The 23,485-nt window shown below is 68.7% G+C and carries 19 protein-coding genes and 2 pseudogenes; 13 read left to right on the top strand and 8 right to left on the bottom strand.

What is annotated here, in order from left to right; translation table 11 throughout:
* Positions 1 to 208 precede the first annotated feature (208 nt).
* The 4 genes from ACIBU0_RS39425 (at position 209) to ACIBU0_RS39410 (ending at position 2,953) form a co-directional block, all read left to right on the top strand.
* The gene (locus ACIBU0_RS39425) at positions 209 to 922 is read left to right on the top strand and encodes a beta-glucanase (RefSeq protein ID WP_398828444.1); all 714 of its coding nucleotides are present in this window, start codon (positions 209 to 211) and stop codon (positions 920 to 922) included.
* On the top strand, positions 919 to 1,521 hold the full coding sequence (locus ACIBU0_RS39420; RefSeq protein WP_398828442.1) for a vitamin K epoxide reductase family protein: 603 nt from the start codon (positions 919 to 921) through the stop codon (positions 1,519 to 1,521). Before ACIBU0_RS39425 ends, ACIBU0_RS39420 begins: the two co-directional genes overlap by 4 nt.
* A 90-nt stretch (positions 1,522 to 1,611) precedes the next feature.
* Positions 1,612 to 2,109 (top strand): tyrosinase family oxidase copper chaperone, encoded by a 498-nt coding sequence (locus tag ACIBU0_RS39415; protein ID WP_398828439.1) that lies wholly within the window; start codon positions 1,612 to 1,614, stop codon positions 2,107 to 2,109.
* Positions 2,093 to 2,953 (top strand): tyrosinase family protein, encoded by an 861-nt coding sequence (locus tag ACIBU0_RS39410; protein ID WP_398828436.1) that lies wholly within the window; start codon positions 2,093 to 2,095, stop codon positions 2,951 to 2,953. The genes ACIBU0_RS39415 and ACIBU0_RS39410 overlap by 17 nt, the downstream gene beginning before the upstream one ends.
* Positions 2,954 to 3,026: 73 nt before the next feature.
* Here ACIBU0_RS39410 and ACIBU0_RS39405 read toward each other — a convergent pair whose 3' ends face one another.
* Positions 3,027 to 3,986, bottom strand: a complete 960-nt coding sequence (locus ACIBU0_RS39405) for a D-2-hydroxyacid dehydrogenase family protein (RefSeq protein WP_398828433.1) — start codon at positions 3,984 to 3,986, stop codon at positions 3,027 to 3,029.
* Positions 3,987 to 4,132: 146 nt separating this feature from the next.
* Here ACIBU0_RS39405 and ACIBU0_RS39400 point away from each other — a divergent pair, with 146 nt between their 5' ends.
* The 3 genes from ACIBU0_RS39400 to ACIBU0_RS39390 all read left to right on the top strand — a co-directional run bounded on the left by ACIBU0_RS39400 (position 4,133) and on the right by ACIBU0_RS39390 (position 6,799).
* Complete coding sequence (locus ACIBU0_RS39400; protein WP_398828430.1) at positions 4,133 to 5,059, top strand: NAD-dependent epimerase/dehydratase family protein; 927 nt, start codon at positions 4,133 to 4,135, stop codon at positions 5,057 to 5,059.
* 133 nt (positions 5,060 to 5,192) lie between these two features.
* Positions 5,193 to 6,017, top strand: coding sequence for an SDR family oxidoreductase (locus ACIBU0_RS39395; protein WP_398828428.1), 825 nt, complete (start codon positions 5,193 to 5,195; stop codon positions 6,015 to 6,017).
* Positions 6,018 to 6,475: 458 nt separating this feature from the next.
* On the top strand, positions 6,476 to 6,799 hold the full coding sequence (locus tag ACIBU0_RS39390) for a hypothetical protein (protein ID WP_398828425.1): 324 nt from the start codon (positions 6,476 to 6,478) through the stop codon (positions 6,797 to 6,799).
* A 538-nt stretch (positions 6,800 to 7,337) separates the two neighbouring features.
* On the opposite strand, the gene ACIBU0_RS39385 is transcribed toward ACIBU0_RS39390, so the two are convergent.
* From ACIBU0_RS39385 to ACIBU0_RS39355, 7 genes and pseudogenes are all read right to left on the bottom strand, one after another.
* Positions 7,338 to 7,565, bottom strand: a complete 228-nt coding sequence (locus ACIBU0_RS39385; protein ID WP_398828422.1) for a hypothetical protein — start codon at positions 7,563 to 7,565, stop codon at positions 7,338 to 7,340.
* A 231-nt stretch (positions 7,566 to 7,796) separates the two neighbouring features.
* The gene (locus ACIBU0_RS39380) at positions 7,797 to 9,140 is read right to left on the bottom strand and encodes a glycoside hydrolase family 43 protein (RefSeq protein ID WP_398828420.1); all 1,344 of its coding nucleotides are present in this window, start codon (positions 9,138 to 9,140) and stop codon (positions 7,797 to 7,799) included.
* 194 nt (positions 9,141 to 9,334) lie between these two features.
* Positions 9,335 to 9,641 (bottom strand): annotated as a pseudogene (locus ACIBU0_RS39375) (xylosidase); the annotation flags it as partial.
* A 146-nt stretch (positions 9,642 to 9,787) separates the two neighbouring features.
* Positions 9,788 to 11,206, bottom strand: coding sequence for a non-reducing end alpha-L-arabinofuranosidase family hydrolase (locus tag ACIBU0_RS39370; RefSeq protein ID WP_398828417.1), 1,419 nt, complete (start codon positions 11,204 to 11,206; stop codon positions 9,788 to 9,790).
* A 1,102-nt stretch (positions 11,207 to 12,308) separates the two neighbouring features.
* Entirely contained in the window at positions 12,309 to 13,076 is a 768-nt protein-coding gene (locus ACIBU0_RS39365) for a hypothetical protein (RefSeq protein ID WP_398828414.1), read from the bottom strand.
* A 1,231-nt stretch (positions 13,077 to 14,307) separates the two neighbouring features.
* Complete coding sequence (locus ACIBU0_RS39360) at positions 14,308 to 14,535, bottom strand: hypothetical protein (protein ID WP_398828411.1); 228 nt, start codon at positions 14,533 to 14,535, stop codon at positions 14,308 to 14,310.
* Between the two features lie 300 nt (positions 14,536 to 14,835).
* Positions 14,836 to 15,016 (bottom strand): annotated as a pseudogene (locus ACIBU0_RS39355) (hypothetical protein); the annotation flags it as partial.
* A 349-nt stretch (positions 15,017 to 15,365) separates the two neighbouring features.
* Between ACIBU0_RS39355 and ACIBU0_RS39350 the strand changes: the two are divergent.
* The 6 genes from ACIBU0_RS39350 to ACIBU0_RS39325 all read left to right on the top strand — a co-directional run bounded on the left by ACIBU0_RS39350 (position 15,366) and on the right by ACIBU0_RS39325 (position 23,412).
* Complete coding sequence (locus ACIBU0_RS39350) at positions 15,366 to 16,412, top strand: LacI family DNA-binding transcriptional regulator (protein WP_398828408.1); 1,047 nt, start codon at positions 15,366 to 15,368, stop codon at positions 16,410 to 16,412.
* A gap of 128 nt (positions 16,413 to 16,540) precedes the next feature.
* Positions 16,541 to 17,791 (top strand): extracellular solute-binding protein, encoded by a 1,251-nt coding sequence (locus ACIBU0_RS39345; RefSeq protein WP_398828405.1) that lies wholly within the window; start codon positions 16,541 to 16,543, stop codon positions 17,789 to 17,791.
* A gap of 31 nt (positions 17,792 to 17,822) precedes the next feature.
* Complete coding sequence (locus tag ACIBU0_RS39340) at positions 17,823 to 18,812, top strand: carbohydrate ABC transporter permease (RefSeq protein ID WP_398828402.1); 990 nt, start codon at positions 17,823 to 17,825, stop codon at positions 18,810 to 18,812.
* The gene (locus tag ACIBU0_RS39335) at positions 18,809 to 19,648 is read left to right on the top strand and encodes a carbohydrate ABC transporter permease (RefSeq protein ID WP_398828399.1); all 840 of its coding nucleotides are present in this window, start codon (positions 18,809 to 18,811) and stop codon (positions 19,646 to 19,648) included. Before ACIBU0_RS39340 ends, ACIBU0_RS39335 begins: the two co-directional genes overlap by 4 nt.
* Positions 19,649 to 19,702: 54 nt before the next feature.
* A complete protein-coding gene (locus ACIBU0_RS39330; RefSeq protein WP_398828396.1) occupies positions 19,703 to 21,463 on the top strand; it encodes an amylo-alpha-1,6-glucosidase in 1,761 nt (586 codons plus the stop codon).
* 119 nt (positions 21,464 to 21,582) lie between these two features.
* Positions 21,583 to 23,412: an RICIN domain-containing protein gene (locus ACIBU0_RS39325; RefSeq protein ID WP_398828393.1), complete on the top strand. Its 1,830-nt coding sequence runs from the start codon at positions 21,583 to 21,585 to the stop codon at positions 23,410 to 23,412.
* Positions 23,413 to 23,485: the final 73 nt, after the last annotated feature.

Below are 23,485 nucleotides of genomic sequence, written 5' to 3'. Positions count from 1 at the left end.
AGAACATAGCAGTCCAAGGCCCCTGTAAAAGCGACGCGTTGCTCCATACGCGTGAAAGTCGCAGGGGTGAAGAATGGAATGCACAGAGGCATTCGGAGGTATGGGCATCTGGTCCGCGCATCGATTGATCGTATGGTGCGCCCGGCTCGATTCGATCGCCTGCGCGAGCTGAATGGGGAAAGAGGGCAGGCCGTCTACCCTCGCCGCCATGACCATCGACATCGCCACGTTCACGCCGGTCTGGTCCGAGGAGTTCGACGCGCCGATCGACTGGGGTTCGACCTGGGTCGGCGACCGGTCCAGCGCCTACCGCTACTGCGATCACAACCCGGACGACAACAAGCTCGACTGGCTCGACCCCGGCTGTGTGACCGTCTCGGGCGGCGTGGCCACCTTCACCGCCGCACCGGCCGACCGCACCCTCGAAAACGGCCGGCAGGCCTGGCGCACCGGGCTGCTCACCACGGAGTACTCCGCGGAGGAATTCCGGGTGCGCACCGGCGACTATGTCGAGACCCGCGTCAAACTGCCCTCGGGCACCGGGGCCTGGCCGGCGCTGTGGACCTGGAAGGACGGCGGGAATGAGGTCGACTCCTTCGAGTACCACCCGGACAACCCGAACCTGCTGGAGCTGTCCAACCACGTCACCTTCTCCTCGGCGTACCACACCGACGCCGACACGATCGCCCCGGACCGGTGGGTGACCATCGGCACCCGCTACGGCGAGCGTTCCGTCGAGTGGTACGTCAATGGCGCGTGCGTCTGCTCCGACGGCACCGGCGTCGGCGCCGACTGGTCGGCGTACCTGATCCTGAACCTGTCGGTGTGCGCGGGCCGGTACCACCCGGCGCCCTGCGACCCGGCTCCCCTCACCTTCGCCGTCGACCACCTCCGCGTCTACCGCGAGGCCGCACGGTGGTGACCGCGGCCCCGGTCACGCGGCGGACCGCGGGCGCCGGCCGCGCGTTCGCCCTGCTTCTGGTGGTCACGGGGGCGGCCGGGCTGCTGGCCTCCTGGGTCATCACCCTGGACAAGTTCAAGCTGCTGGAGGACCCGGACTTCACCCCCGGCTGCAGCCTGAACCCGGTGGTGTCCTGCGGCAGCGTGATGGAGAGCGACCAGGCCGAGGCCTTCGGGTTCCCCAACCCGATGCTGGGCCTCGTCGCCTACGGCATCGTGATCTGCGTCGGCATGAGCCTGCTGGCCGGGGCCGTCTTCCCGCGCTGGTACTGGCTGGTCTTCGAGGCCGGGTGCCTCTTCGGGATCGGGTTCGTCTCCTGGCTGCAGTTCGAGTCGCTGTACCGCATCAACGCGCTGTGCCTGTGGTGCTGCCTGGCCTGGCTCGCGACGATCGTGCTGTTCTGGTACCTGACGTCCTTCACCGTGCGCAGCGGCTTCCTGCCCGCGCCGGGCCCGGTGCAGACCTTCTTCGCGGAGTTCACCTGGGTGCTGCCGGTCCTGCACACCGGGATCGTCGGGATGCTGGTCCTGACCCGCTGGTGGGACTTCTGGACGAGCTGACCACTGCACCGTATGGGCGCTTCTGCGGTGACCGACGGGCGTCCCGGACGGTTACTCGTACGAACAGCCGAACCGTACGAGGAGTGAGCGATGGCCGTCAGTGCAGACGGGGTGTCGGTGGGTGCGGGACAGGGGGCGGGCACCCCGGGGTGCAGCCGGCCGGAGGGGCGGACGCGACGGGAGGTGGCGCGGCTGCTGCTCGGCTCGGCCGCCGTGGCGCTCACCCCGATGCTGGCCGCCTCCCGGCCCTCGCAGTCCGCGGACCGGCGGCAGCCCACCGACATCCCCTTCGACGAGACCTACCGCGGCCGCCACATCCAGGGCTCCCCGCTTCCCGCCGCCGGACTCAGCGCGCTCGGCGTCGCCTGGCACGTCACCGTGGACGGCCGCCCGCTGCACCTGATGCGCCGTGCCGACGGCACCTGGCTCAGCATGCTCGACCACTACAGCTGGTACCGGACCCCGCTGGAGGCGACCCGCGCGGCCGTCGACGAACTCGGCCCCAGCAGGCGGCTGCGCGACGTGGCCCCCGGGCCGTTCGGCGGCGGGCACCCGCACAGGGAGGCACAGCATGGTGTACGTGCGTAAGAACGTGAGCACGCTGACGCCGACCGAGCGGCGGCGCTTCGTCGGGGCGCTGCTGGAGCTCAAACGGCGCGGGGAGTACGACGAGTTCGTACGGCTGCACATCGCGCACTTCCGCGGGGACGGCGACCGGGGCCTGCGCGCCGCCCATATGACGCCCTCCTTCCTGCCCTGGCACCGCCAGTTCGTGCTGGACCTGGAGAACGCCCTGCGCCGCATCGACCCCTCGGTGACGGTGCCGTACTGGGACTGGACCCGGGACCGGTCGGCCACCTCGGTGCCGTGGACCGACGATCTGCTCGGCGGCAACGGACGGCGCGGGGACCGGCAGGTGATGACCGGGCCGTTCGCCTACGCGGCGGGCCGGTGGCCCCTCAGGGTGAGTGTCACCGACACGGAGTTCCTCACCCGGGACCTGGGCCGCGCCCGCAGACCGATCGACCTGCCCACGCGGGACGATCTGAACCGGGCGCTGAAGGACCCCGTCTACGACGTCTCCCCGTGGGACTCCACGGTCACCAAGGGCTTCCGCAACAAGATGGAGGGCTGGGGCACCGGCAGCGTCCCCTGGGACAACCACAACAGGGTGCATCGCTGGATCGGGGGCGCCATGCTCGGCGCCGCCTCCGTCAACGATCCCGTCTTCTGGTTGGTCCACGCCTTCATGGACCTGCAGTGGCAGCGGTGGCAGCGGCGCCACCGCAATCACCGCTACCTGCCGGCGCGGCCGCCCGGCCGGGGCAGCGCGCAGTACGGCCGGATCGTCGCCCGGCACGAGAGGCTGCCCCCGTGGGACGTCACTCCGGACGACCTGGAGGACATGTCCACGATCTACCAGTACGCGTGACGCCCTGTGCGCCTGGCGACTGGCGCGCGTGACCGCCGGTATACGTGACCTGCGGTGTGCTTGGCCGCAGCCCTCAGGGCAGCCGTCGTACCGGTGAACCCGCCAGGTACGCCCGGATGTCCTCGACCGCATGGCCGTAGTACGTCGCGTAGTTGGCCTGCGAGACATAGCCCAGGTGGGGTGTGGCGAGGAGGCGCGGGGCCGTGCGCATGGGGTGGTCGGCGGGGAGGGGCTCGATGTCGAAGACGTCGACGCCGGCTCCGGCGATGCGGCCCTCGTGCAGGGCGGCGAGCAGGGCGTCCTGGTCGACGATCGCCGCGCGTGAGGTGTTGATCAGGTAGGCGGTGGGCTTGAGCAGGGCGAGTTCGGCGGCGCCGAGCAGGCCGCGGGTGCGGTCGCTCAGGGCGAGGTGGATCGAGACGAAGTCGCTGTCGCGCAGGAGGTCCTCCTTGCTCGCGGCGAGGTCGACACCCACCTCCTCGGCGCGCTCCTTGGTGAGGTTCTGGCTCCACGCGCTGACCTGCATGCCGAAGGCGAGACCGACCTGCGCCACCCGGCCGCCGATCTTGCCGAGCCCGAGGAGGCCGAGGCGGCGGCCGTGCAGGTCGGCGCCGACCGTGGACTGCCAGGGGCCCTGTGAGCGCAGGGCGTTGCTCTCCTGGACGATCCCGCGGGCGAGGCCGAGCAGCAGGGCCCAGGTGAGCTCGACGGGCGGGGTCGAGGAGCTGGCCGTACCGCAGACGGTGACGCCGTGCGCCTCGGCGGCGGCGTAGTCGATGACCGAGTTGCGCATGCCGGAGGCGATCAGCAGCTTCAGCCGGGGGAGACGGGCGATCAGGGAGGCGGGGAAGGGGACGCGTTCGCGCAGGGTGACGACGATGTCGAAGTCGGCGAGGGCCGCGGCGAGGGTGTCCTCGTCCGGGAAGTGGGTGGTGAAAGGGACGACCTCCACGTCGTCCGCGAGCGGCGACCAGTCGGCGATGTCGGTCGCCACGTTCTGGAAGTCGTCGAGCACAGCACAGCGCAGCCGCACAGCAGTTCCTTTCCATGGTCAGGGAACCGACTCTACGGAAGCGGGGAGGGCGGTGGGTCGCGCTCCCGTGCGAGTGCGCCGCGCTCCCGTGCAAGGCTGAGCGAGGCGCGCATCGCCGGCGGGAGACCGGAGAGAGAGGACCCACCTTGTCACCACGCATCCTCGTCACCGGAAGCAGCGGCTTCATAGGCGGGCATGTCCTGGCCGCCCTGCGGGAGTCGTCCGGTGTCACACCGTCCCGGATCCGGCTCCTGCTGCGCGCCCCGGCGACCGCGCCGGCGGTGGACGTCGTACGGGCGGACCTCACCGACCCGGCGTCCCTGCGCGGTGTCTGCGACGGCATCGACGTCGTCCTGCACTGCGCCTCCTACGTCGGCGACGACGATCGGCGCACCGAGACCGTCAACGACCACGGCACCCGGGCCCTCGTCGAGGAGGCGACCCGCGCCGCGGTCACCCGCGTCGTCTACGTGAGCACGGCCGCCGTGTACGGCCGAGGGCCCTACACCGACGCGACGGTGGGCGAGTTGACGCACGCCCCGGCCTCACCGACCAGCCGTTCCCGGGCCGCGGCCGAGCGGCATGTGCTTCGGGCGGGAGGGGTCGTGCTGCGCCCGCACCTGGTGTTCGGGGCCGGCGACCGATGGGTGGTGCCCGGACTGGCCACCCTGATGGGAGCGCTGTCGGCGGGCCTGAAGGACTGCACCGCTCGGCAATCCGTCATCGACGTACGGGCGTTGGGGCGGGCGGTCGTGGCCGCAGGGCTGTCGGACCGGGTCGTGGCGGGGGCGCATCACGTCAACCACCCCGAGCCGGTGACGACTTCGGAACTGCTGGACGCGGTAGCGGACCGGCTGGGCCTGCGCCTGCCGGGCGCCCCCCTCGACCTCGACGACGCCCGGACACGGCTCACCGGAAGCCCACGCGCACTGCACCACCTCGGCTTGCTCGCCGTGGACCACTGGTTCTCGGACGGCGGTTTCTGGGCGGCTGCGGGCGTCGGCCCAGGGGCCGGATGGGAGGAGGCGATGGCACAACATGCCGCGTGGTACCGGACGTTCATGGACCACTGACGTATATGCACAAGTACATGTACACATACGCACACGTACACACGCACGCGCACATACACGTACACGCACCTTCTCACCCCGTCTCCCCGGAGTTTCTCCTTCGTCTCCTCCTCCTTCCGATACACCTGTCCTCGTGAACAACAAACGCGCACTGACGGACAAGATCGCACTGGTCACGGGGGCGGGCCGGGGCATCGGCAGAGGCATCGCCGAGCGGCTCGCCCGCGACGGGGCGCTGGTCGGCGTCCACTACGGCCACAGTGCGGCCGCCGCGCTGGAAGTCGTCGCCGGCATCCGCAAGAACGGCGGGCGGGCCTTCCCGGTCCGGGCGGAACTCGGCGTGCCCGGTGACGCCGACGCCGTCTTCGCGGCCTTCGACGCCGGGTTGCGGGAGGAGGCCGCCTACGACGCCGGGTTGCGGGAGCGGGGAGACACGGAGACGGCGGCCGATGTCGCGGCCTCGCTCGACATCCTGGTGAACAACGCGGGCACCAGCGGATCGGGGCCGATCGGGGAGGCGGTGCCCGAGGTCTTCGACCGCATGATCGCCGTCAACGCCAAGGCACCGTTCTTCCTCACCCAGCGCGCCCTGCCGCGCATGCGGGACGGCGGGCGCATCATCAACATCTCCTCCCTCGCCTCCCGACGCGCCTTCCCCGAGTCCGTCGCCTACGCCATGTCCAAGGGCGCACTGGACACGATGACCCGCTGTCTGGCAAAGGAACTCGGCGATCGCGGCATCACCGTCAACACGGTCGGCCCGGGCTTCGTCGAAACGGACATGAACGCCCGCCGCAGAAAAACCCCCGAGGACCGCGCCGCCCTCGCCGCCCGCTCCGTCTTCAACCGCATCGGCAAGCCGTCCGACGTGGCCGACGTGGTGGCGTTCCTGGCTTCCGACGACTCCCGGTGGATCACGGGGCAGTATCTCGATGTCAGTGGCGGCACTGATATGTGAGAGGGGTGCGGGTGCGCGGGTGCCGGGGGGAGTCCGGATCACGGCGGCTTGTCACCAGCCGTCGACACACATTCGACACGGCCCCGAGCCGGTTCACGGTCGCCGGTAGGCCGAGGGGTCGACACCCGCTTCTGGCGTCCTGCTGAAGGAGACGTAAGCGGACCGGGAAATTGATCGGGGGTCGTTGTGGCGCGCGGTGCGCGCCCGGCACCGTGGTTCCCTGCGGTTCCCCATACGATCGGGCACGGGTGGGCCACGGCACGTCCTGATCAGAAGCTCATCGATTCACCCGCGAATAGGTGCCGTCTGCTGATTCCATTGGGGTCATGTCGACGCCCCCACCCCCGAGCGACGGGCAAGCACTCCTCCAGTATCAAGCGGTAGCCGCCCGCCGAGCTGGATTTGACTCGATGATGTGGCAAGTGCCCGGTCTGGGACTGACGGCTCAGGCGTTCCTCATGACGATCGCTCTCAGCCCGGATACGGGGCAACTGGCGCGGCTCACTTCTGGGGCGCTGTCGATGGTGGTGTCCTTCCTGTGCGTGCAGCTCTTGGCGAAGCACCGCCTCCACGAACTGGCTGACAGCATCTGGCTGCAGGAGTTCGAGAGGGCGAGGGGACTGCCCGAGGTCCATGCTCCAGCAGCAATGCGCTGCCAAGCTGCGGGTATACCGTCCAAAGGCCTGGTCAAGCTCCGTTCCCATCGAGTGTGGACGGTGGGGTTGGCTGTGTTCGGGCTCGTCGGCCTTGGTGTGGCCGTCGCAGCCGTGGTGCGGCCCTAGATCACAACTGAGCGGACGTGCGGCGCTCTCAGCTTGGGAAGCTGCGAACATTTGTGGCGGTTCGTACGCCGACCTGGGCCAACGGTTGGGCTGACGGCTCAACGGCTGCGGCGGCTTTCACCGTGATTCCCCACTGCCCGTACCGCGCGACCATCCGATACGCTGCCCGCATTCGGCTCGCGGAGAGCCGAAGGGCGGCAACATTCCACAGGCCCGGCACCTGCGGACGCCGCAGATGGGTGTGGTGCACCCAACTCCGCATAGGAATTCGGTGGGTTCACGAGGTATGTGACCGAGAGCGCCAGCCGGGTGGCATCGAGGTGTCAGCATGCCTGAAAGTGTGAAGAGTCGTCCTCCCGCTTGGACAGGACAGATCCGCCTGACCTCATGGGCTGGCTGCACTCAGGGCAGTCCGGGGCATCGCCGGTCATGCGGCGCACGCTAACGGAATGACCTCTTCGTTCCGAAGCAACTTGGCTGGGCGCATGGCCCTACGTGACGGAGTGCAGTGGCGGCAAAGTCGCTTCCTGGCTTTTGCTCAGGCTCCGGCGCAGTGCTCCTTCCGCCCGCTCAGGTGGCGGAGTGGCCCGGAAACCGTGATGAACTGCTCGGCGCGCACGCGTTCGCTCCACAGGGGCGCGTCCCAGTAGCGCGGCACGTAGGCGCTGCTGTGCAGCGCGAACAGGTCGTTCGCCTCCGCGTCTTCGAAGGCACGCAGTCGAAGGCGAGCGGTGTGCAACGAGGGAGTGGACAGCGACATACTCATGTTCCCTCCCGTGATCGGTGGCCGATCGCCGCGAAAAAGGTGAGAACGGCCGCCGGACTGGCGGTTACGGCCTGCGGAGCGCAGGTCGGACCAGAACTCGTCCCGGCACAGCGCGACGAAGCGGGAAGTCACGGATTCCCGTCCGTTGCTGTCTCACGTAGAGGCACAGCAACGGACGGGAAGGCCGGAATTCTCGGGCTTCACCCCGAGGAGCAAGTCAACGCGGTGCGGTTACGCGGCGCGGGTGAACTGCCACCAGTTGACATTGAACAAGTAGCCGCTGCCGCCGCTGAACGTCAGGTAGAGGTCACGGGTTCCCGTCACGCCGCTCACTGGGCAGTTCACCGTGGTCCAGGACTGCCAGCCACCGGTGTTCGGCACACCGCACCGGCCCACGATCGACCCGCTCGGACTGTCCAGGCGCACTTCGAGGGTGCCGCCGCTGGTGGCCGAGGCGACGCGTGCGGCGAAGGAGGAGGCGCCGGCCCCGAAGGCCACTCCCTTGACCTTGATGTAGTCGCCGTTCTCGATCCAGCCGACGTCCATTCCGCCTTCACTGTTCCATTCGGTCTCGATCCCGGAACCCCAGGCGATCGTCTCGGCCTCCTGGCGGACGTACGGATCGAGTGAGCCGGCCTGCGGGGCACCCGTGCTCGTCATGTTGATCGTCGGAATGGTGCCGTCGGCGTTGTAGGAGAACTTCTCCACCGCGACCGAGCGGGTGAAGCCGCCTCCGCCCGGGAGGGCGCCGTTGTGGTAGAAGAAGTACGAACCGCCCTTGAAGTCCACGATGCCCGGGTGGTTGGTGAAGCTGTTGCCCTGGGCGGGCATGACTGTTCCACGGTAGGTCCACGGCCCGGTCGGGGTGGGTGCCGTGGAGTAGGCGATGAACTCCTGGCAGCACCTGGCCGCGTACACCAGGTAGTACAGACCGTTCCGCTTGTAGGCCCACGGCCCTTCTTCGTACAGCGTGGGACGGTCGGGGTTGTCGGTGCGGGTGCCGAATCCCGCGGTGGTGAGCGGGATCTTGGTGGGGCTGCCCGAGTAGGAGGTCATGTCGGCGTTCAGCTTGACGTACCACAGGTTGGGGTTGCCCCAGTAGAGGTAGGCCTGGCCGTCGTCGTCGATGAAGACGGTCGGGTCGAACTCGGTGTTCTCCAGCAGCGGGTGGCCGAGGGCGTCCCGGAACGGTCCGGTGGGGCTGTCCGCCACCGCCACGCCGATGGCGAATGCGCCGGTCGCCCGGACCGACACCGGAACGTACCAGTAGAACTTGCCGTTCCGTTCGATGGCCTGGCCCGCCCACGCGTTGGCGCCCGCCCAGCTGAAGGTGTTCAGGCTGAGCGGTGAGCCGTGGTCCGTCCAGTTGACCATGTCGGCGGAGGAATACACCCGCCAGTCCTTCATCACGAAGGAGGAGGTGGAGCCGTCCTCGTCGTGCCCGGTGTAGAGGTAGACCCGGCCGTTGTACACCAGCGGGGCCGGGTCGGCGGTGTAGATGTTCTGCACGATCGGGTTGTCGGCCCTGGCCGCGGTGGGATGCACCGCGGCAGGAAGGACGGCGAACGCCAACATGAGGATCAGCACCCAGGTTGCCCGGGCGAGTCTCGTAACGGTGGCGGGTGGTCTCACCGCGGTCGGGGGAACCGTTGGTCTGTGGACGTCGGTACTGGACATGGTGTGGTCCTTCCTGATGCTGCGGCTCGGGGACTGAGCAGCCGGTCAGATGCGGGGGAGAGGGACGTCGCTGCGCTCGGGGTGTGGTCAGCCAGGCGGGTGAAGTCGGTGCCGTCGGTGCTGTGGAGAAGGTTCCCGGACGGGAGGCGCCGGGGCGGATGTCGGCGGCCGCGCGCAGCCAGATGCGACCGCCCGTGACGTTGGCGCTCGCGACTTCGGTGCTGGTGCCGGCGGCGTTCCGATTGCTGTCCATGGTCAAGCCGTTGACCATCACTACCGTGTTGTGCCGCCGTCTCGTTCGATGCCGATCCACGCGAAGAGGTCGCGCAGCAGGGCGAGTCCGGCCCGGCCGCCGTCGCGCATCGTCGCGTAGTCCAGCTGGATGGTCGCGGTGGAGGTGGTGAGGGGAGGAACCCCGGCCGACGCGCGGCTGGGGTTCCTCAAGGTGGTGGGTCGGTCAGCGGATGGGTTCGCCCACGTCGTGGACAGCTCGTCCACGCGTCGGCGGGCCGACCCGCGTCGCGATCACCGTTGAGCGGGCGGGGTCAGCGCTGCAGGGTGAGCAGGGCCGGCCGGTACGGCAGCGACAGGTAGTCGGTGCCGTCCGATGAGGGAGACCTGCCCTGGTAGAGGAACTGCAGGTTGCAGGGGTCGATGGTCATGGTCTGGTCGGAGTTGACGCGGATCATGTCACCGTGGCTGATGTCGTTGGTCCAGGTCTGGTTGGTGTTGGCCTTGCCCGCGAAGGGGTTGCTCTCGGTGCCGGCCTGCTCGGTCCACTTGTCCTTCAGGCTGGGGGCGGTGAAGGAGCGGAAGTAGCGCCCGTTGGCACCCCGCGCCTCGACGATCATGAGGTACTGGTTCTGGCCCTGGACCTTGTAGACCTCCGGGGCCTCGAACAGGCGCTCCTCGGTGTCGCTCATGACCGTCTCGTACGACGAGCCGAAGCTGCTGGGGAAGTTCGCGAGCGGCATGGTCGACTTGAAGATGCCGCCCTTGTCGTTGGCGAAGAACAGGTACATGTTCTGGTCGTCGGCGATCAGGGTCGGGTCGATCGGGCCGCCGACGGGGAGGCTGCCGGTGAACAGCGGCTGCGGCGCGGACCAGCTGTTGGGGTTGGTGGGGTCGCTGGACGTGCGGTAGGTGAAGGGCCAGGCGGTGTCCCACCCGTTCGAGGCCATCACCCAGATGTTCTTGGTCGAGAGGTAGAACAGTTCGGGCGCGATCACTGACCCGCTCACCTTGCTCTGGGTGGCTGTCCCCATGTCCGACCAGTTCGTGAAGGGACTGAACATCGTCGCGCCCCACGACTTTCCGTCGGAGGTGGTGGCGTAGACCAGGTTCTGGCCGTTGATCTTCGCGGTGGTGAAGTCCTTCACCGCGAGCGCGCCGTTCTGCGGCTGCGCCAGTGGGCCGGTCGAGGACCACCGGTACGTCGACGGAAGTGCGCACGTGGTGCTCGTCCCGGACAGGCCGGTCCACTTCTGGTTGTTGCCGCCGTTGCAGTCCCACAGCTGCACCGCCGTGCCGTTGGCCGTGGCGCCGCCGCTGACGTCCAGGCACAGTCCGGACTCCACGGCGACGATCGTGCCGTCGGCGTTCGCCCGCCACTGCTGGTTCGTGCCGCCGTTGCAGGACCAGAGGACCGGCCGGGTACCGGCCGTGGTGGCGTGGTTCGGGACGTCCAGGCACTTGTTGCCGTACACGGTCAGCTGGTTGTTGTCCGTCAGGGTCCACTGCTGGTTGGTACCGCCGTTGCAGTCCCAGATCTGCACGTTCGTGCCGTCGGTCTGGCTGGCGCCCGGCACATCGAGGCACCGGTTGGAAGCGACGCCGCGTACGGCGCTGGTGGTGGCCGCCTGAGCGGGGCTGGCGAGCAGCGTCGCCGCCAAGGCGGCCAGGGCAGCAACGGTAGCCGCGAGCACCGCAGACGGGTGTCTGCGGCTGAAACTACGTCTGTGCATGCGAACCTCGTCATCGTTGGAGCTGGCGGTACCGGTTCGCCCGTCAGAGGCTGTCCTGAATCCGGCAGGGGTGCGGCCCTAGCGTGTTCGAGATAACGAACGAGGGTCGAAGTGTCGATCGACTGGATCTTAAGGTTCCGGTGAAGTGCGTCAATACTTTTCGCACGATTCGCGAGCCGAAATCGCAGATTGAACCAAGCGGCTTCGGGTTCCGTGGTTATGCGGGTCTCTTGTCGTGAGGGGGGAGGCAGCAGCGCGTGCGGGTGCGGGCTTGGTGATCATTACGGGCCGCGACGGCGGGGGCCCCGACCGATCAGGCGCGCGTGTGCCTCGCTGCCCTGCTCTGGTTCGAGACGCTCGAAGGCACCGGCGTTGAGGGAATCGTGGCCAAGCCGCTCCGGTCGCCCGGGCGGCTGATCGCCGTCTGAAGGAAACTCCTGTTGTTAGACCTGCGTCACGAGTTGATCGAAGGCCGGGCAGATGTACCCCGTGTCGGTTCGCTCATCGAGCTGGAGACGATTCCCTGGCACGCGGTTGTCGACGGTGAGGGCTTCCGGGGTCAGTTGCGCCGGCGTCCGAGCCAGCCGCCGGCCTTCGAGGCCTGCGCCCTCTCCGCCTCCTGGCGCTCCTGCTCCTGGCGCTCGTGTTCGGCCTGTTCCGCCTGCCGCTCCGCTTCGACTGCCCGGGCCTTGCAGTCGTCGCACAGGTGCGGGTGGCTGTCCCCGCGGCCCCAGTCGACCGCGATGCCGGCCTTCCACCGGTCGTCGGTGAACGTCCCGGCGGGGGTTGCCGATCGCTTCCCACAGGTTCTGTCGGTCCTCGCGGCCGAAGCGCCAGAACGCGGGCCCGGTCGGGCCGTGCTCGCGCAGCAGCTCCAGAGTGGTCGCCACGATCGGCATCTTCTGGTTGTAGATGCGGAAGCCGCCTTCGGCCCGCTGGCCCTGCCAGTGGCCAGCGGGTGAGGTCGGCGACGTTCTTCATCTGCTGAAGCGCGGGCCGTTTGCCGACCTGGTGGAAGACGAGAAGGTATGCGTTTGAGAATCGCTCCGGCGTTCGCCTCTATGCGCGGACGGAGTGCACCGTCGTGTCGCGCGTATTGCGGCTAGATGCTTGATCCGCCGCCGGAGGTGTTGCTCCACCAGGCGCTGTAGGAGTTCAGCGAGTACCGCTTCTGCACGCCGCTGGTCGAGCTGATCTCGACGCCGAACTGCATCGTGTCGAAGGTGGTGTTGCGCAGGAGGTTCTGCGACGCGGCCCATCGCCAGACCGCCGCGGCGTCGATGGTGCCGGTGTTGCTCTGCTGGGCGGGGATGAACTGCAGGACGTTCCAGCCGGGATCGGCCTGCCAGACCGACGCGTACCGGACGCCGCCGATGGTCACGTTGGACGCGACCTGCCTTCCCCAGCCGCCTAGCGGTCCCGGGTTCCAGCTGGTGAAGACCATGATCTCGTCCTGGTTGTTGGTGGACCAGAGGTCGGCCGTCCAGCCCCAGTTGTCACCGCCGGCGGCGGGAGCCGACGACGTGTTGTACCAGAAGCCCGCCGAGTTCAACTGCGACAGCGGCGTCTGGGGCCGGACCGAGGTGTTCGAGTAGGACTTGATCCCGCCGCCGGAGTGGTTCGCATCGATGTACCAGGACTTGATGCTGTCGACGGTCAGGCACTGCCTGCCGTAGTTGTCGCCCCATAGGTTGTTGTGGATCGTCCAGGTGCCCTGGGTGTACTGACCGTACCGCTCGCAGGTGGTGTACACCGCTGCCTGCGCCGGAGACGCGAAGCTCAGGAACCCGGCGATCACGGCGACGATCAGGGCCAGCCGACCGAACCCGGCCGACTTGCCGCTTATGGATTTACGGGCTTGCCATCTCATGTGTCCCTCCAAGGACGGCGATGGGTTGTTCCGGTCCCCCCTGGTCTGGTGGCGGACTCTGCCGTCGCGAGGTGTCGCTCGCAGGCGAGTCCGGGCTCGGGACGGCGCGACTCAGCTCCGTCCGAGGTGCTTGCGCAGTCAGCCGACTGATCGCCTTGAAGGCCCGCCCTGGGCGAAGTGGTTCCTTCCACTGCTCGCAGTTGGAGTCCCGCCGAAAGCGAGGCGGCCGAGACGGTCGGTCAGCTGACGTGTTGACACCTTCGCTCCGTTCACATGCGGTGCTGCTCGCGATGGTGGGTGGCTCGTGTCGTCGAGGTGGCGCGCTCAAGAACTGCGGGAACGGTGCTCGGTCCCCTTACTTCAAGCACCGGACTGGCCAGACACAGGCGCGAAGTGTCGAAGCGCTTGCGTCTTCGGGGACAGTAATGATGGGACGTCTGAACAGCAACACTCTGCGCAGGAAGACACATTTCTTTCACCTGGCGACATCATTGTCGAAGCGCATCGAATGGCTTCGGCCGCGCCCGCCACCTGGCTTTCGCTGAACCGCAACTGGTCCTGGCGGATGTGGCGGAAGGTGCCGGGGCAGGTGCCGACGTGAGGGGTGAAGAACTTCGCGAAGTTGGTGGGGTCGGGAAACTCGGACGGCGGGCGGTGGTCGCCACCGGCTCATCCGTGTGCGTCGGCGATCGCTTCACCTCCAACGCTGCACGAGCATGACCTGCTCGGCTGCGACGACACCGAGCTCAAGTCGGTCCGCGCGTACGGGGCGCTCTACCGCGAGCTTCGCGACCTCCTGCACAGCGGTACCGTGATCCACCCCGACGACGTCGACCCGCGTTGCGGGTGCGCGGCGTCGTCACTCATGATCGATCACAAGCCCCGTGGACCGTCGCGGCGGTCGCCCAGCCCGAGGAGTCCCTCGCTGACCGGTTGCGGCTGTCCGGGCTCGACCCCGGCCGCCGCTACACGGTGCAGGTGCGTAACGACGTCGGCGCATCACGGACCGAGTGGGCGCCCCGAGCCGGCTGAGCGCCACCACCCGACTCGTGCTCTCAGGCCGGCTGCTCGCCGAGGTGGGTTTTCAGCCCCACCCTGCTGCCTGTGCAGGCCCTGGTCTTCCACCTCACCGCCGTCGTGTGACGACGGCACCCGGACCTCCTACCAGGTCCGGGTGCCGCCCAGGCCGTTCGCCGATGCCATCAGCCCTAGGTAGGGCCTGTCCTCCGCATCAGGGCACCACCACTTCGAGGCGAATGTCGGTCAGTTCCTCTCGCAGGTCGCGGGCCGGGCTGAGGTTGAAGGCGGGAACTCCGTCCTTGCCGAAGCGGACTCGGTGCATCGCGGACGAGACCACATCGTGACCCACGGGCGAGGCGACCGCGTGGTAGCAGATCCAGGTGTTGCCGTCGTGGTCGGTGAAGAGGGAGTTGCGCCCGGCACCATAGAGCCCTTCCACCGACTGGAACCGCCTCGGGGAATACTCAGCATCCCGATGGAGCAGGTGTAGCCTCTGGCCGCTCCACCGGAGTACGTGATGTACACGGTCTCGTCGGTCAGGAACGGGTACGGGCCTTCGTTGTTGATCGTCCCCTGCACGTTCTCCCAGCCGTACAGCGGGCGCGTCAGCAACACCGGTTCGCTGATGAGACGAGTGGGATCAGCCACGGTCGTCTCCGCGATGTAGACCATGCTGCCCGAGTCCGTCGGCGAGCCCAGACCTGTCCGGAATGACCAGACGAGGAAGCTTCGCTCACGTTCACGTGGTCGGCTCCACGTCGTCCCCCCAGGCTGGGGTAGGGGTGGTGAGGCGGCGGAGCATGTCGGCGGCGGAGCATGCCGGCGGTGGAGGTCCAGTAGACGCGGGAGGCCGCGTTGTCGGGTCGGTGGTCGTGGTCGCGGGCGAGTCGCCGGTGCAGCATGAGGGTGTCGTTGACCTGGCACACTCCCGCACCTGGCAGCGCGGGCCTCGTGGCCAAGAGGCTCCGCATCACGGGTGGTGTCGAACCGGTTCGCAGGAACTTAGCAGCGAGGAAAGCTCTCAGCAACACCTCTGACGCGAGCGGAGTCCGCAGAACATCCGGGTTACGGGACGGTTTCGAAAAGTTTCACCGCAGGCGTTGACAGCCCTCCGCGTCGTTCCTATCTTCGCTTCACCGAACCGGTTCGACGACCGGTGATCGGTTGACTTGCCACCGCAGTGCCGAAGTACCCACTCCAACTCCACCACCTACGCGGTTCGAGGTTCCGTTCCACGGAACATCGAACCGGTTCGACCAAGGAGTCGCCGTGAACATCGGTGAGATCGCCAAGCGGGCCGGTGTCTCGCGCTCCACCGTCTCGTACGCGCTGAGCGGCAAACGGCCGGTGTCGGACGACACGCGCCGGAAGATCCAGGAGGTCATCGACGAACTGGGCTACCGCCCGAACGCCAGCGCCCGCGCCCTGGCCAACGGCCGGACCAGCACGATCGGCCTGGTCTTCCCGCCGGCCGGGAACCACTACACCGGGATGCAGCTGGACTTCATCGGCAGTGTGGTGGAGGCCGCGGCGGCCTACGACTACGACGTACTGCTGTCCCCGAGCGGCGTGGACAGCGACCGCTCGTTCCAGCGGCTGCTGGGGGAGCGGCGGGTCGACGGCGCGATCCTGATGGAGATCAGGCTGCAGGACGACCGGATCGATCACCTGGCCGCCCTGGACTTCCCCTCCGTCGCCATCGGCCGCACCGCCCGTCCGGAGGGCGGTTGGTGGGTCGGCCTGGACCACACCGCACTCGCGGCGGCGTGCGTCCACCACCTCGCGGACCTGGGCCACAGCCGGATCGCCCTCGTCAACCGGCCCGAACAGCTTCTGCGGGCCGGTTACGAGTCCGCGCACCGGGGGCTGGAGGGCTTCACCAAGGCCGCGGCCGAGCGCGGGCTGACCGTGCGGACCTACTGCTGCGGGGACGACGCCGCCTCCGGTCAGGCGTGCCTGGAGCGGATCCTGCAGGACGATCCGGCCACCACCGCTCTGGTCACGCTGAACGAGGCCGCGCTCGGTGGCCTCTACCGGGGGCTCGCCGAGGCGGGCCGCCACGTACCGCGCGACTTCTCCGTCACCGGAGTCGTGGCCAGCCGGTGGGCGGAGACGGTGACCCCGCAGCTCACCGCGGCGGACGTGCCGGCGGAAGAGATGGGCCGACGGGCCGTCGACCTGCTGGTGGAGCGGCTCGGCCATCCCGACGCACCGCCCCGGCACCATCTCCTCGCGCCACCGATCTCCCTGCGGGCGAGCACCGGGCCCACGCAAGCCAGACCCACCGCGGGCGACGGGCCCGCCACCCCCCTCTGACCCCCTCCACGCACACCGCCCCAAACACCGCCCCACGCCGAACTGCTCAGCGGCGCCGTTCTCCGTGCCCGCCTCTCCTCCTCACCCCGTGCCCTCGGCACCCGCATGTCAGAACAAGGGAACCCTCAATGAACCACTTCTCCAGACACCGCCGTCTGACCGCCGCAGCCCTGACCGTCCTGACCGTGGCCGCCGGTGCCACCGCCTGCTCCTCCGGCTCGGGCAGCGCCGGCTCCCAGGGCGCGGACAGCGGCACGTACGCCATCTGGGACCCGTACCCGCAGTTCGACAAGACCTCGGCCTGGGCGAAGCTGCTGGACGACTGCGGCACCAAGGCCGGCGTGAAGATCAAGCGGACCGCCTTCGACACCAGCGACCTGTCGAACAAGGCGCTGCTGGCGGCGCAGCAGGACAACTCCGCCGACGTGCTCATCGTCGACAACCCGGTGGTGTCGACGCTGGCCGAGGCGGGCGTGCTGACCACGACCGACGAGAACAAGCTGGACACCTCGAAGGTCGACCCCAATCTGCTGGCGGCCGGTCAGTCGGAGGGCAAGACGTACGGCACGCCGATCGGCGCGAACACCCTTGCGCTCTACTACAACAAGAAGGTCCTCAAGGACGCCGGGGTCGACGTCGCCTCGATCAAGGACTGGAAGTCGCTGACGGCGGCCCTGGACAAGGTCAAGAAGGCCGGCAAGAAGGGCATCACCTTCTCCGCCATCGGAACGGAGGAAGGCAGCTTCCAGTTCCTGCCCTGGTTCTGGGGTTCGGGTGCGAAGCTGACCGAACTCGACTCGGCCGAGGGCGTCTCCGCGCTGAAACTCTGGACCGACTGGCTGAAGAAGGGGTACGCGCCCAACTCGGTCATCAACAACACCCAGACGACCAGCTGGCAGGAGTTCGCCGGCGGCGACTACGCCTTCGCCGAGAACGGCACCTGGCAGCTCGCCAACGCGAAGAAAGCCGGCTTCGACTACGGCGTCCTGCCCATCCCCGGCGCCGGCGGAGGCAACGCCGCGGCCCCGACGGGCGGCGAGTTCGTCACCGTCCCGGTCCAGGGCGACACCGACCGCTACGCCACCACGCAGAAGCTGGTGTCCTGCCTGACCAGCACCGAGAACCTCAACGCCACCGACACCACCCTGTCCTACGTGGCCCCGACCAGTGAGGTCCAGGACAAGCAGGTGGCGGCGAACGCCGAGCTGAAGCCCTGGGTGGAGGCGGTCAAGGCCGCCAAGGGGCGCACCAGTGACGACCTCGGCACCAAGTACCCCAAGATCTCCGAGCAGATGTGGAAGGCCGTCCAGTCCGCCCTCAGCGGCTCCAAGTCGCCCAAGGACGCGCTCTCCGCGGCACAGGACGCCGCCACCAAGTAAACCGTCAGGCAACCCCGACCCAGGGCCTTTGATGAAACGCACGACACCCCTGCCGGACCCCCGGCCGGTGCGTGACCGGAACGGGGCGGCGGCCATCGCCGCCCCGCCCCCGGCCCCCACCGCCGCCCGGCGCCGCCGCCCCACCTCCCAGCAGTGGGCTGCCTGGGCCTTCCTCGCCCCGGTCACCCTCTACCTCGTCCTCTTCTACGCCTATCCGCTCTACCGCAACCTCGACCTGAGCCTGCGTAACTACACCGTCCGCTCCTTCGTCCAGGGCGACGCGCCGTTCACCGGACCGGACAACTACCAGAAGGTCTTCGACGACCCGACCTTCGGCCCCGCCCTGACCCACACGGTCGTGTTCACCGCCGTGTGCCTGTTCTTCCAGTACGCCATCGGCCTGGCCCTCGCGGTCTTCTTCAACCAGCACTTCAAGCTCTCCGCGACCCTGCGGGCGCTGTTCCTGGTGCCGTGGCTGCTGCCGCTGATCGTGTCGGCCTCCACCTGGTCGTGGATGCTCAACAGCGACTCCGGCATCGTCAACGCCGCCCTGCACGCCCTCGGCGTCGACCCGGTGAACTGGCTGACCTCACCGGACTGGTCGCTGACGTCGGTGATCATCGCGAACATCTGGATCGGCGTCCCGTTCAACCTGGTCGTGCTCTACAGCGGACTGCAGTCGATCCCTGGCTCGCTGTACGAGGCGGCGGCCCTCGACGGCGCGAGCGCCTGGCGGCGCTTCTGGAGCATCACCTTCCCGCTGCTGCGCCCGGTCTCCGCGATCACCCTCCTGCTGGGCCTGGTCTACACGCTCAAGGTCTTCGACATCATCTGGATCATGACCAAGGGCGGCCCGGCCGACTCGTCCACCACCTTCGCCACCTGGTCCTACCAGCTCGGCTTCGGCAACCTCCTGCCCGCCTTCGGCCCCGGAGCGGCCGTCGGCAACCTGCTCGTGGTCGCCGCCCTGGTCTTCGGCCTGGTGTATCTGAGGGTCCAGCGAAAGCAGGCACTGGCATGAACAACCTGCTGCACCGGCTCCGGCTTCGCGGTACGGGGTGGAAGACCGGCCTTGGCCTGGCACTGACCGCCGTCATGCTCTTCCCGGTCTACTGGATGCTCAACGTGTCCTTCACCCGCGACCAGGACATGCGCAAATCCCCGCCCGACCTGTTCCCCGTGCACGGCACGCTGGCCGGCTACCGCGCCGTGTTCGACGAGCAGTTGCCCTACCTGGCCACGAGCCTGGTCATCGGTCTCGGCACGGTCGTGCTGACCGTGGCGCTGGCAGCGCCCGCCGGATACGCGCTGGCGAAACTGCGCCCCCGGGGCGGGGGAGTCCTCAGCTTCCTCTTCCTTGTGGCGCAGATGATCCCCGGGATCATCATGGCGATGGGCTTCTACGCCATCTACCTGCAGCTGGGCCTGCTCCAGTCCGTGCCCGGCCTGATCGTCGCCGACTCCACTCTCGCCGTGCCCTTCGCGGTACTGATCTTCACGGCGTTCATGTCCGGCATCCCTGGCGAACTCCTCCAGGCCGCGCAGATGGACGGAGCCGGGCCGCTGCGCACCTTCCGGTCCGTGGTGCTGCCGATGAGCCGCAACTCGGTCGTCACCGTGTCGCTGTTCGCGTTCCTGTGGTCCTGGTCCGACTTCATCTTCGCCAGCACCCTCGCCAACGGCGGCGCCCACGAGCCGATCACGCTCGGCATCTACCACTACATCGGCAACAACAACCAGGAGTGGAACGCCATCATGGCCACCGCCGTCGTGGCCTCGCTGCCCGCCACGGTGATCCTCGTCCTCGCCCAGCGCTACGTGGCCGCCGGCGTGACCGCCGGTGCCGTCAAGGACTGACCACCACACGAACCCCCCGTCGGTCACCCCTGCTCAAGAAACGAGTCACACCACATGACCGCCGCCCGATCCGGCCCGGCCTTCTCCCTCCACGACATCCCGTTCAGCACGCACGGCTCCTGGTTCGGCATCTCGCCCGTACTCGCGGAGAAGACCCGGGCCGAGGACCTGCACCTCGTCTCGCACCAGAACGGCATGCACGCGATCCTGCGCTTCACGCCCCTGGAGGCGACGACGGGCGAGCGCGCGGGGACCCGCACCGAGGCGACCGCGGGCCTGCTCAGCTGGACCGGTGAGCAAGGGCACATAGCCCTCGCCTACGCCTCCCCGGACACCGTCCGCCTGCGCGGCGAAGGACTCGGCCTGCGCATCACCGCGGCAGCGGACACCCTGACCCCCTTCACGGGCACCTACTTCTACCGCGACCCGGTGGACGGGGCGTACGTGTTCACCTCCTACGAGACCGGGCGCCGCTACCGGGTCACCGTGCTGTCGGGTTCCGTCGAGGTGTCCGGTGGTCAGGCCCTCGGCACCAGTGCACGAGGCGTCACCGTCACCGCGGACCCAGGCGGGGTCTGGGAAGCGGCGATCGAGGAACTGGACAGCGCACGCCTGCCCTACGCGTCCTCGGAGACGTTCGACGTCGTAGTGGCGGCCGCGGAGCAGGCCTTCGCGACGTTCGTGGACGCGGTGGCTCCGTGGCGCTCGTCCGCCACGCCGGCCGCCGAACTCGCCGCCTACGTCCTGTGGTCGGCCACGGTCCGTCCGGCGGGCCTGGTCACCCGGCCCGCGGTGCTGATGTCCAAGCACTGGATGGACAAGGTCTGGAGCTGGGACCACTGCTTCAACGCCCTCGCCCTGGCCCCCGGCGCACCGGCTTTGGCGTGGGACCAGTTCCGTCTGCCGTTCGACCACCAGGACGAGACCGGCGCCCTGCCCGACTCGGTGACCCACTCCGAGGTCCTCTACAACTTCGTCAAACCGCCCATCCACGGCTGGACCCTGTCCCACCTGCGCCGAAGACTCCCCGAACCCCTCAGCCGGACCGAACTCACCGAGGTCTACGGCAGGTTGGCCCGCTGGTCCGACTTCTGGCTCACCGCCCGCCGCGCACCCGGCGCCGCCCTGCCCCACTACCAGCACGGCAACGACAGCGGCTGGGACAACGCCACCACCTTCGACCCCGCACGCGTGGTCGTCACCGCCGACCTGGCCGCCTTCCTCACCCTCCAGCTCCGCGAACTCGCCCGACTGGCCACCGAGCTGGACCTGCCCGACGAGGCCCGCCACTGGACCCGCACCGCCGAGGTGACCCAGGCCGCGATGCTCGACGAGCTGTGGACGGGAGAGCGGTTCGTGGCCCGCGGCGTCGACAGCGGCGCGACCTGGAGCACCTCCAGCCTGCTGGACCTGATGCCGATGGCCCTGGGCGAGCACCTGCCCGAACACATCGGCAAAACCCTGGCCGCCCGCATCGAGGCCCACCTGACCCCGTACGGCCTGGCCACCGAACTGCCCACCTCACCGCACTACCTCTCCGACGGCTACTGGCGCGGCCCGATCTGGGCCCCCGCCACCGTCCTCATCGAGGACGGCCTGCGCCGCGCCGGCCACCACCGCCTCGCCGACGAGATCAGCGCCCGCTTCCGCGCCCTGTGCGAAACCCACGGCTTCGCCGAGAACTTCGACGCCCTCACCGGCACCGGCCTGCGCGACCGCGCCTACACCTGGACCGCCGCCGCCTACCTCCTCCTCGCCGAAGCCCACACACTCCGGCACACCACACCCGCACCGGCCGCGCACACCGGCGGCTGAACGACCCCCTGGGCACCCCCCTTCCGCCCAGGCAGCACCCACCCCTCCCCGGGAGACCCGCCATGCACGACGCACCTCGCCCCCTTCCCCGATCCGGACGCACGAGCAGCCCCGCCCGGATGGGATCCCACCCGCGCACGGTCACCGCGCTCGCAGCCCTCCTGGCGTCGGTCGCCGCCGTCGCCCTTCCCGGCACGTCGGCGCAGGCCGCCGACACGACCGTGGCCGTGGACTTCGCCACCGCCGGGGGCGCCCCCACCTACCGTGCCTCGGGCACCATCTACGGGATGTCCGAGAACGGCTCGCTGCCCCAGGAGCACTTCTACAAGGACATCAAGTGGAAGTTCATGCGGGCCGGAGGCGCCCAGCTCGACAACCCGGGAGGCTGGGTCGCCGGCAAGTACGACCGCCGGTGGAACTCCACCCTGGCCCAGTACAAGCGCACCAAGGCGCTCGGCGGCACCTTCGTCATCCTGCCGCACGACCTGTGGGGCGCCGACGGGACCGGGACCGCCAGCCCCACGTACCCCGGTGACAACGGCGACTGGACCCTCTTCGACGCCTTCTACGACCGCCTCATCGCCGACGCGAAGGCGGGCGGCATGACCGACGTCGAGTGGGACATCTGGAACGAGCCCGACTGGCATCCCTTCTGGGACCGGCCGCAGGCCCAGTACCTGGAGATGTGGAAGCGTGCCTACCGGAAGATCCGAGCGGCCTTCCCGGGCGCGGTGATCGTCGGCGCCAGCAGCGCCGGCAAGCCCGGGTCGACCGGCTCGTCCTGGTGGGACACGTACCTGGACTACGTCAAGGCGAACAACGTCGAGCCGGACATCTACAGCTGGCACGACCTCCCCGGCGACCCGGTCGCGGACTCGAACGCGGTCAACTCGAAGCTGTCGGCGCGGTCGATGACGACGAGCCGTCCGTTCCAGGTCAACGAGTACGCCTCCCCCACCGAGCAGAACCCGGGCCGCGGCGGCTGGTACATCTCCCGCCTGGAGCGGGCCGGAGCCGACGGCCTGCGCGCCAACTGGGCGTCCGCCAACAACCTGCACGACTTCGAGGCGAAGCTGCTCACCAAGAACAGCGCCGGGCAGTACCTGCCGCTGGGCGAATGGTTCCTCTACCGGTACTACGGCTCGCAGACCGGGAACGTCGTGAAGGTCACGGCCGGTACGAACACCGACGGGCTGGCGACGAAGGACAACTCCGCGCGTAACGCGAAGATCCTGCTGGGCAGCAACGGCAACACCGGCAATGTCAACGTCAGCCTCAACCGCCTCGACACCACGTCGGTGGTGGAGAACGGCCGGGTGCGCGCGGTCGTCCAGCGCATACCGAACAACGGCGGCGGCGCGGTGACGGGTCCGGTGACGGTCTCCGACCAGACGCTGACCGTGAGCGGCAACTCGGCCTCGGTGAGCGTGCCGTGGACGGATGCCTCGGACGGCTACACCGTCACCCTGCTCCCGCCGTCCAACACGACGGTCTCCACGGTCGCGGTGGCCCAGCACAGCGGTCAGTGTCTGGACGACACCAACCTGTCCACGGCCAACGGTACGCAGTACCAGCAGTACTACTGCGAGGGCGGCTACCAGCAGATGCTGGACTTCAAGCCGGTCGCGGGCCGGGCGAACACCTACACCATCGTGAATGAGCACAGCGGCAAGTGCCTGGATGTCTCGGGCGCCTCCACGACCGACGGTGCCGCCGTCATCCAGTACACGTGCAACGGCTCCACGAACCAGATGTTCACTCTGAAGCCCGTCACCGCGCTCGGCAACAGCAAGGACTACCAGCTGGCCGCCGTCCACAGCGGCAAGTGCGTCGACGTCAGCGAGATCTCGACGGCGGCCGGCGCGAAGATCCACCAGTGGACGTGCGACCCGGAGAGCGCGCTGACCAACAAGAGGAACCAGATCTGGCGCCTCCAGGGCATGGGCTGACCTACGCCCCCCGGTTCCCCATGGGGGCTCCCGGCCGGCCACAGCCGGGAGCCCCCACCTCCTCCTCGCCCAA

The sequence above is a fragment of the Streptomyces sp. NPDC049627 genome, from assembly GCF_044465645.1.
Taxonomy (GTDB): Bacteria; Actinomycetota; Actinomycetes; order Streptomycetales; family Streptomycetaceae; genus Streptomyces.
Note: the sequence above shows the minus strand (reverse complement) of the source record. Positions and strands in the feature narration are given on the sequence as shown.

Excerpts from the sequence above, each read along its gene's own strand:
- ACIBU0_RS39390 (WP_398828425.1), top strand. The coding sequence starts at position 6,476 with ATGACGATCGCTCTCAGCCCGGATACGGGGCAACTGGCGCGGCTCACT.
- ACIBU0_RS39380 (WP_398828420.1), bottom strand. The coding sequence starts at position 9,140 with ATGTTGGCGTTCGCCGTCCTTCCTGCCGCGGTGCATCCCACCGCGGCC.
- ACIBU0_RS39365 (WP_398828414.1), bottom strand. The coding sequence starts at position 13,076 with ATGAGATGGCAAGCCCGTAAATCCATAAGCGGCAAGTCGGCCGGGTTC.
- ACIBU0_RS39340 (WP_398828402.1), top strand. The coding sequence starts at position 17,823 with ATGAAACGCACGACACCCCTGCCGGACCCCCGGCCGGTGCGTGACCGG.
- ACIBU0_RS39385 (WP_398828422.1), bottom strand. The coding sequence starts at position 7,565 with ATGAGTATGTCGCTGTCCACTCCCTCGTTGCACACCGCTCGCCTTCGA.
- ACIBU0_RS39325 (WP_398828393.1), top strand. The coding sequence starts at position 21,583 with ATGGGATCCCACCCGCGCACGGTCACCGCGCTCGCAGCCCTCCTGGCG.
- ACIBU0_RS39335 (WP_398828399.1), top strand. The coding sequence starts at position 18,809 with ATGAACAACCTGCTGCACCGGCTCCGGCTTCGCGGTACGGGGTGGAAG.
- ACIBU0_RS39345 (WP_398828405.1), top strand. The coding sequence starts at position 16,541 with ATGAACCACTTCTCCAGACACCGCCGTCTGACCGCCGCAGCCCTGACC.
- ACIBU0_RS39425 (WP_398828444.1), top strand. The coding sequence starts at position 209 with ATGACCATCGACATCGCCACGTTCACGCCGGTCTGGTCCGAGGAGTTC.
- ACIBU0_RS39410 (WP_398828436.1), top strand. The coding sequence starts at position 2,093 with ATGGTGTACGTGCGTAAGAACGTGAGCACGCTGACGCCGACCGAGCGG.
- ACIBU0_RS39415 (WP_398828439.1), top strand. The coding sequence starts at position 1,612 with ATGGCCGTCAGTGCAGACGGGGTGTCGGTGGGTGCGGGACAGGGGGCG.
- ACIBU0_RS39370 (WP_398828417.1), bottom strand. The coding sequence starts at position 11,206 with ATGCACAGACGTAGTTTCAGCCGCAGACACCCGTCTGCGGTGCTCGCG.
- ACIBU0_RS39330 (WP_398828396.1), top strand. The coding sequence starts at position 19,703 with ATGACCGCCGCCCGATCCGGCCCGGCCTTCTCCCTCCACGACATCCCG.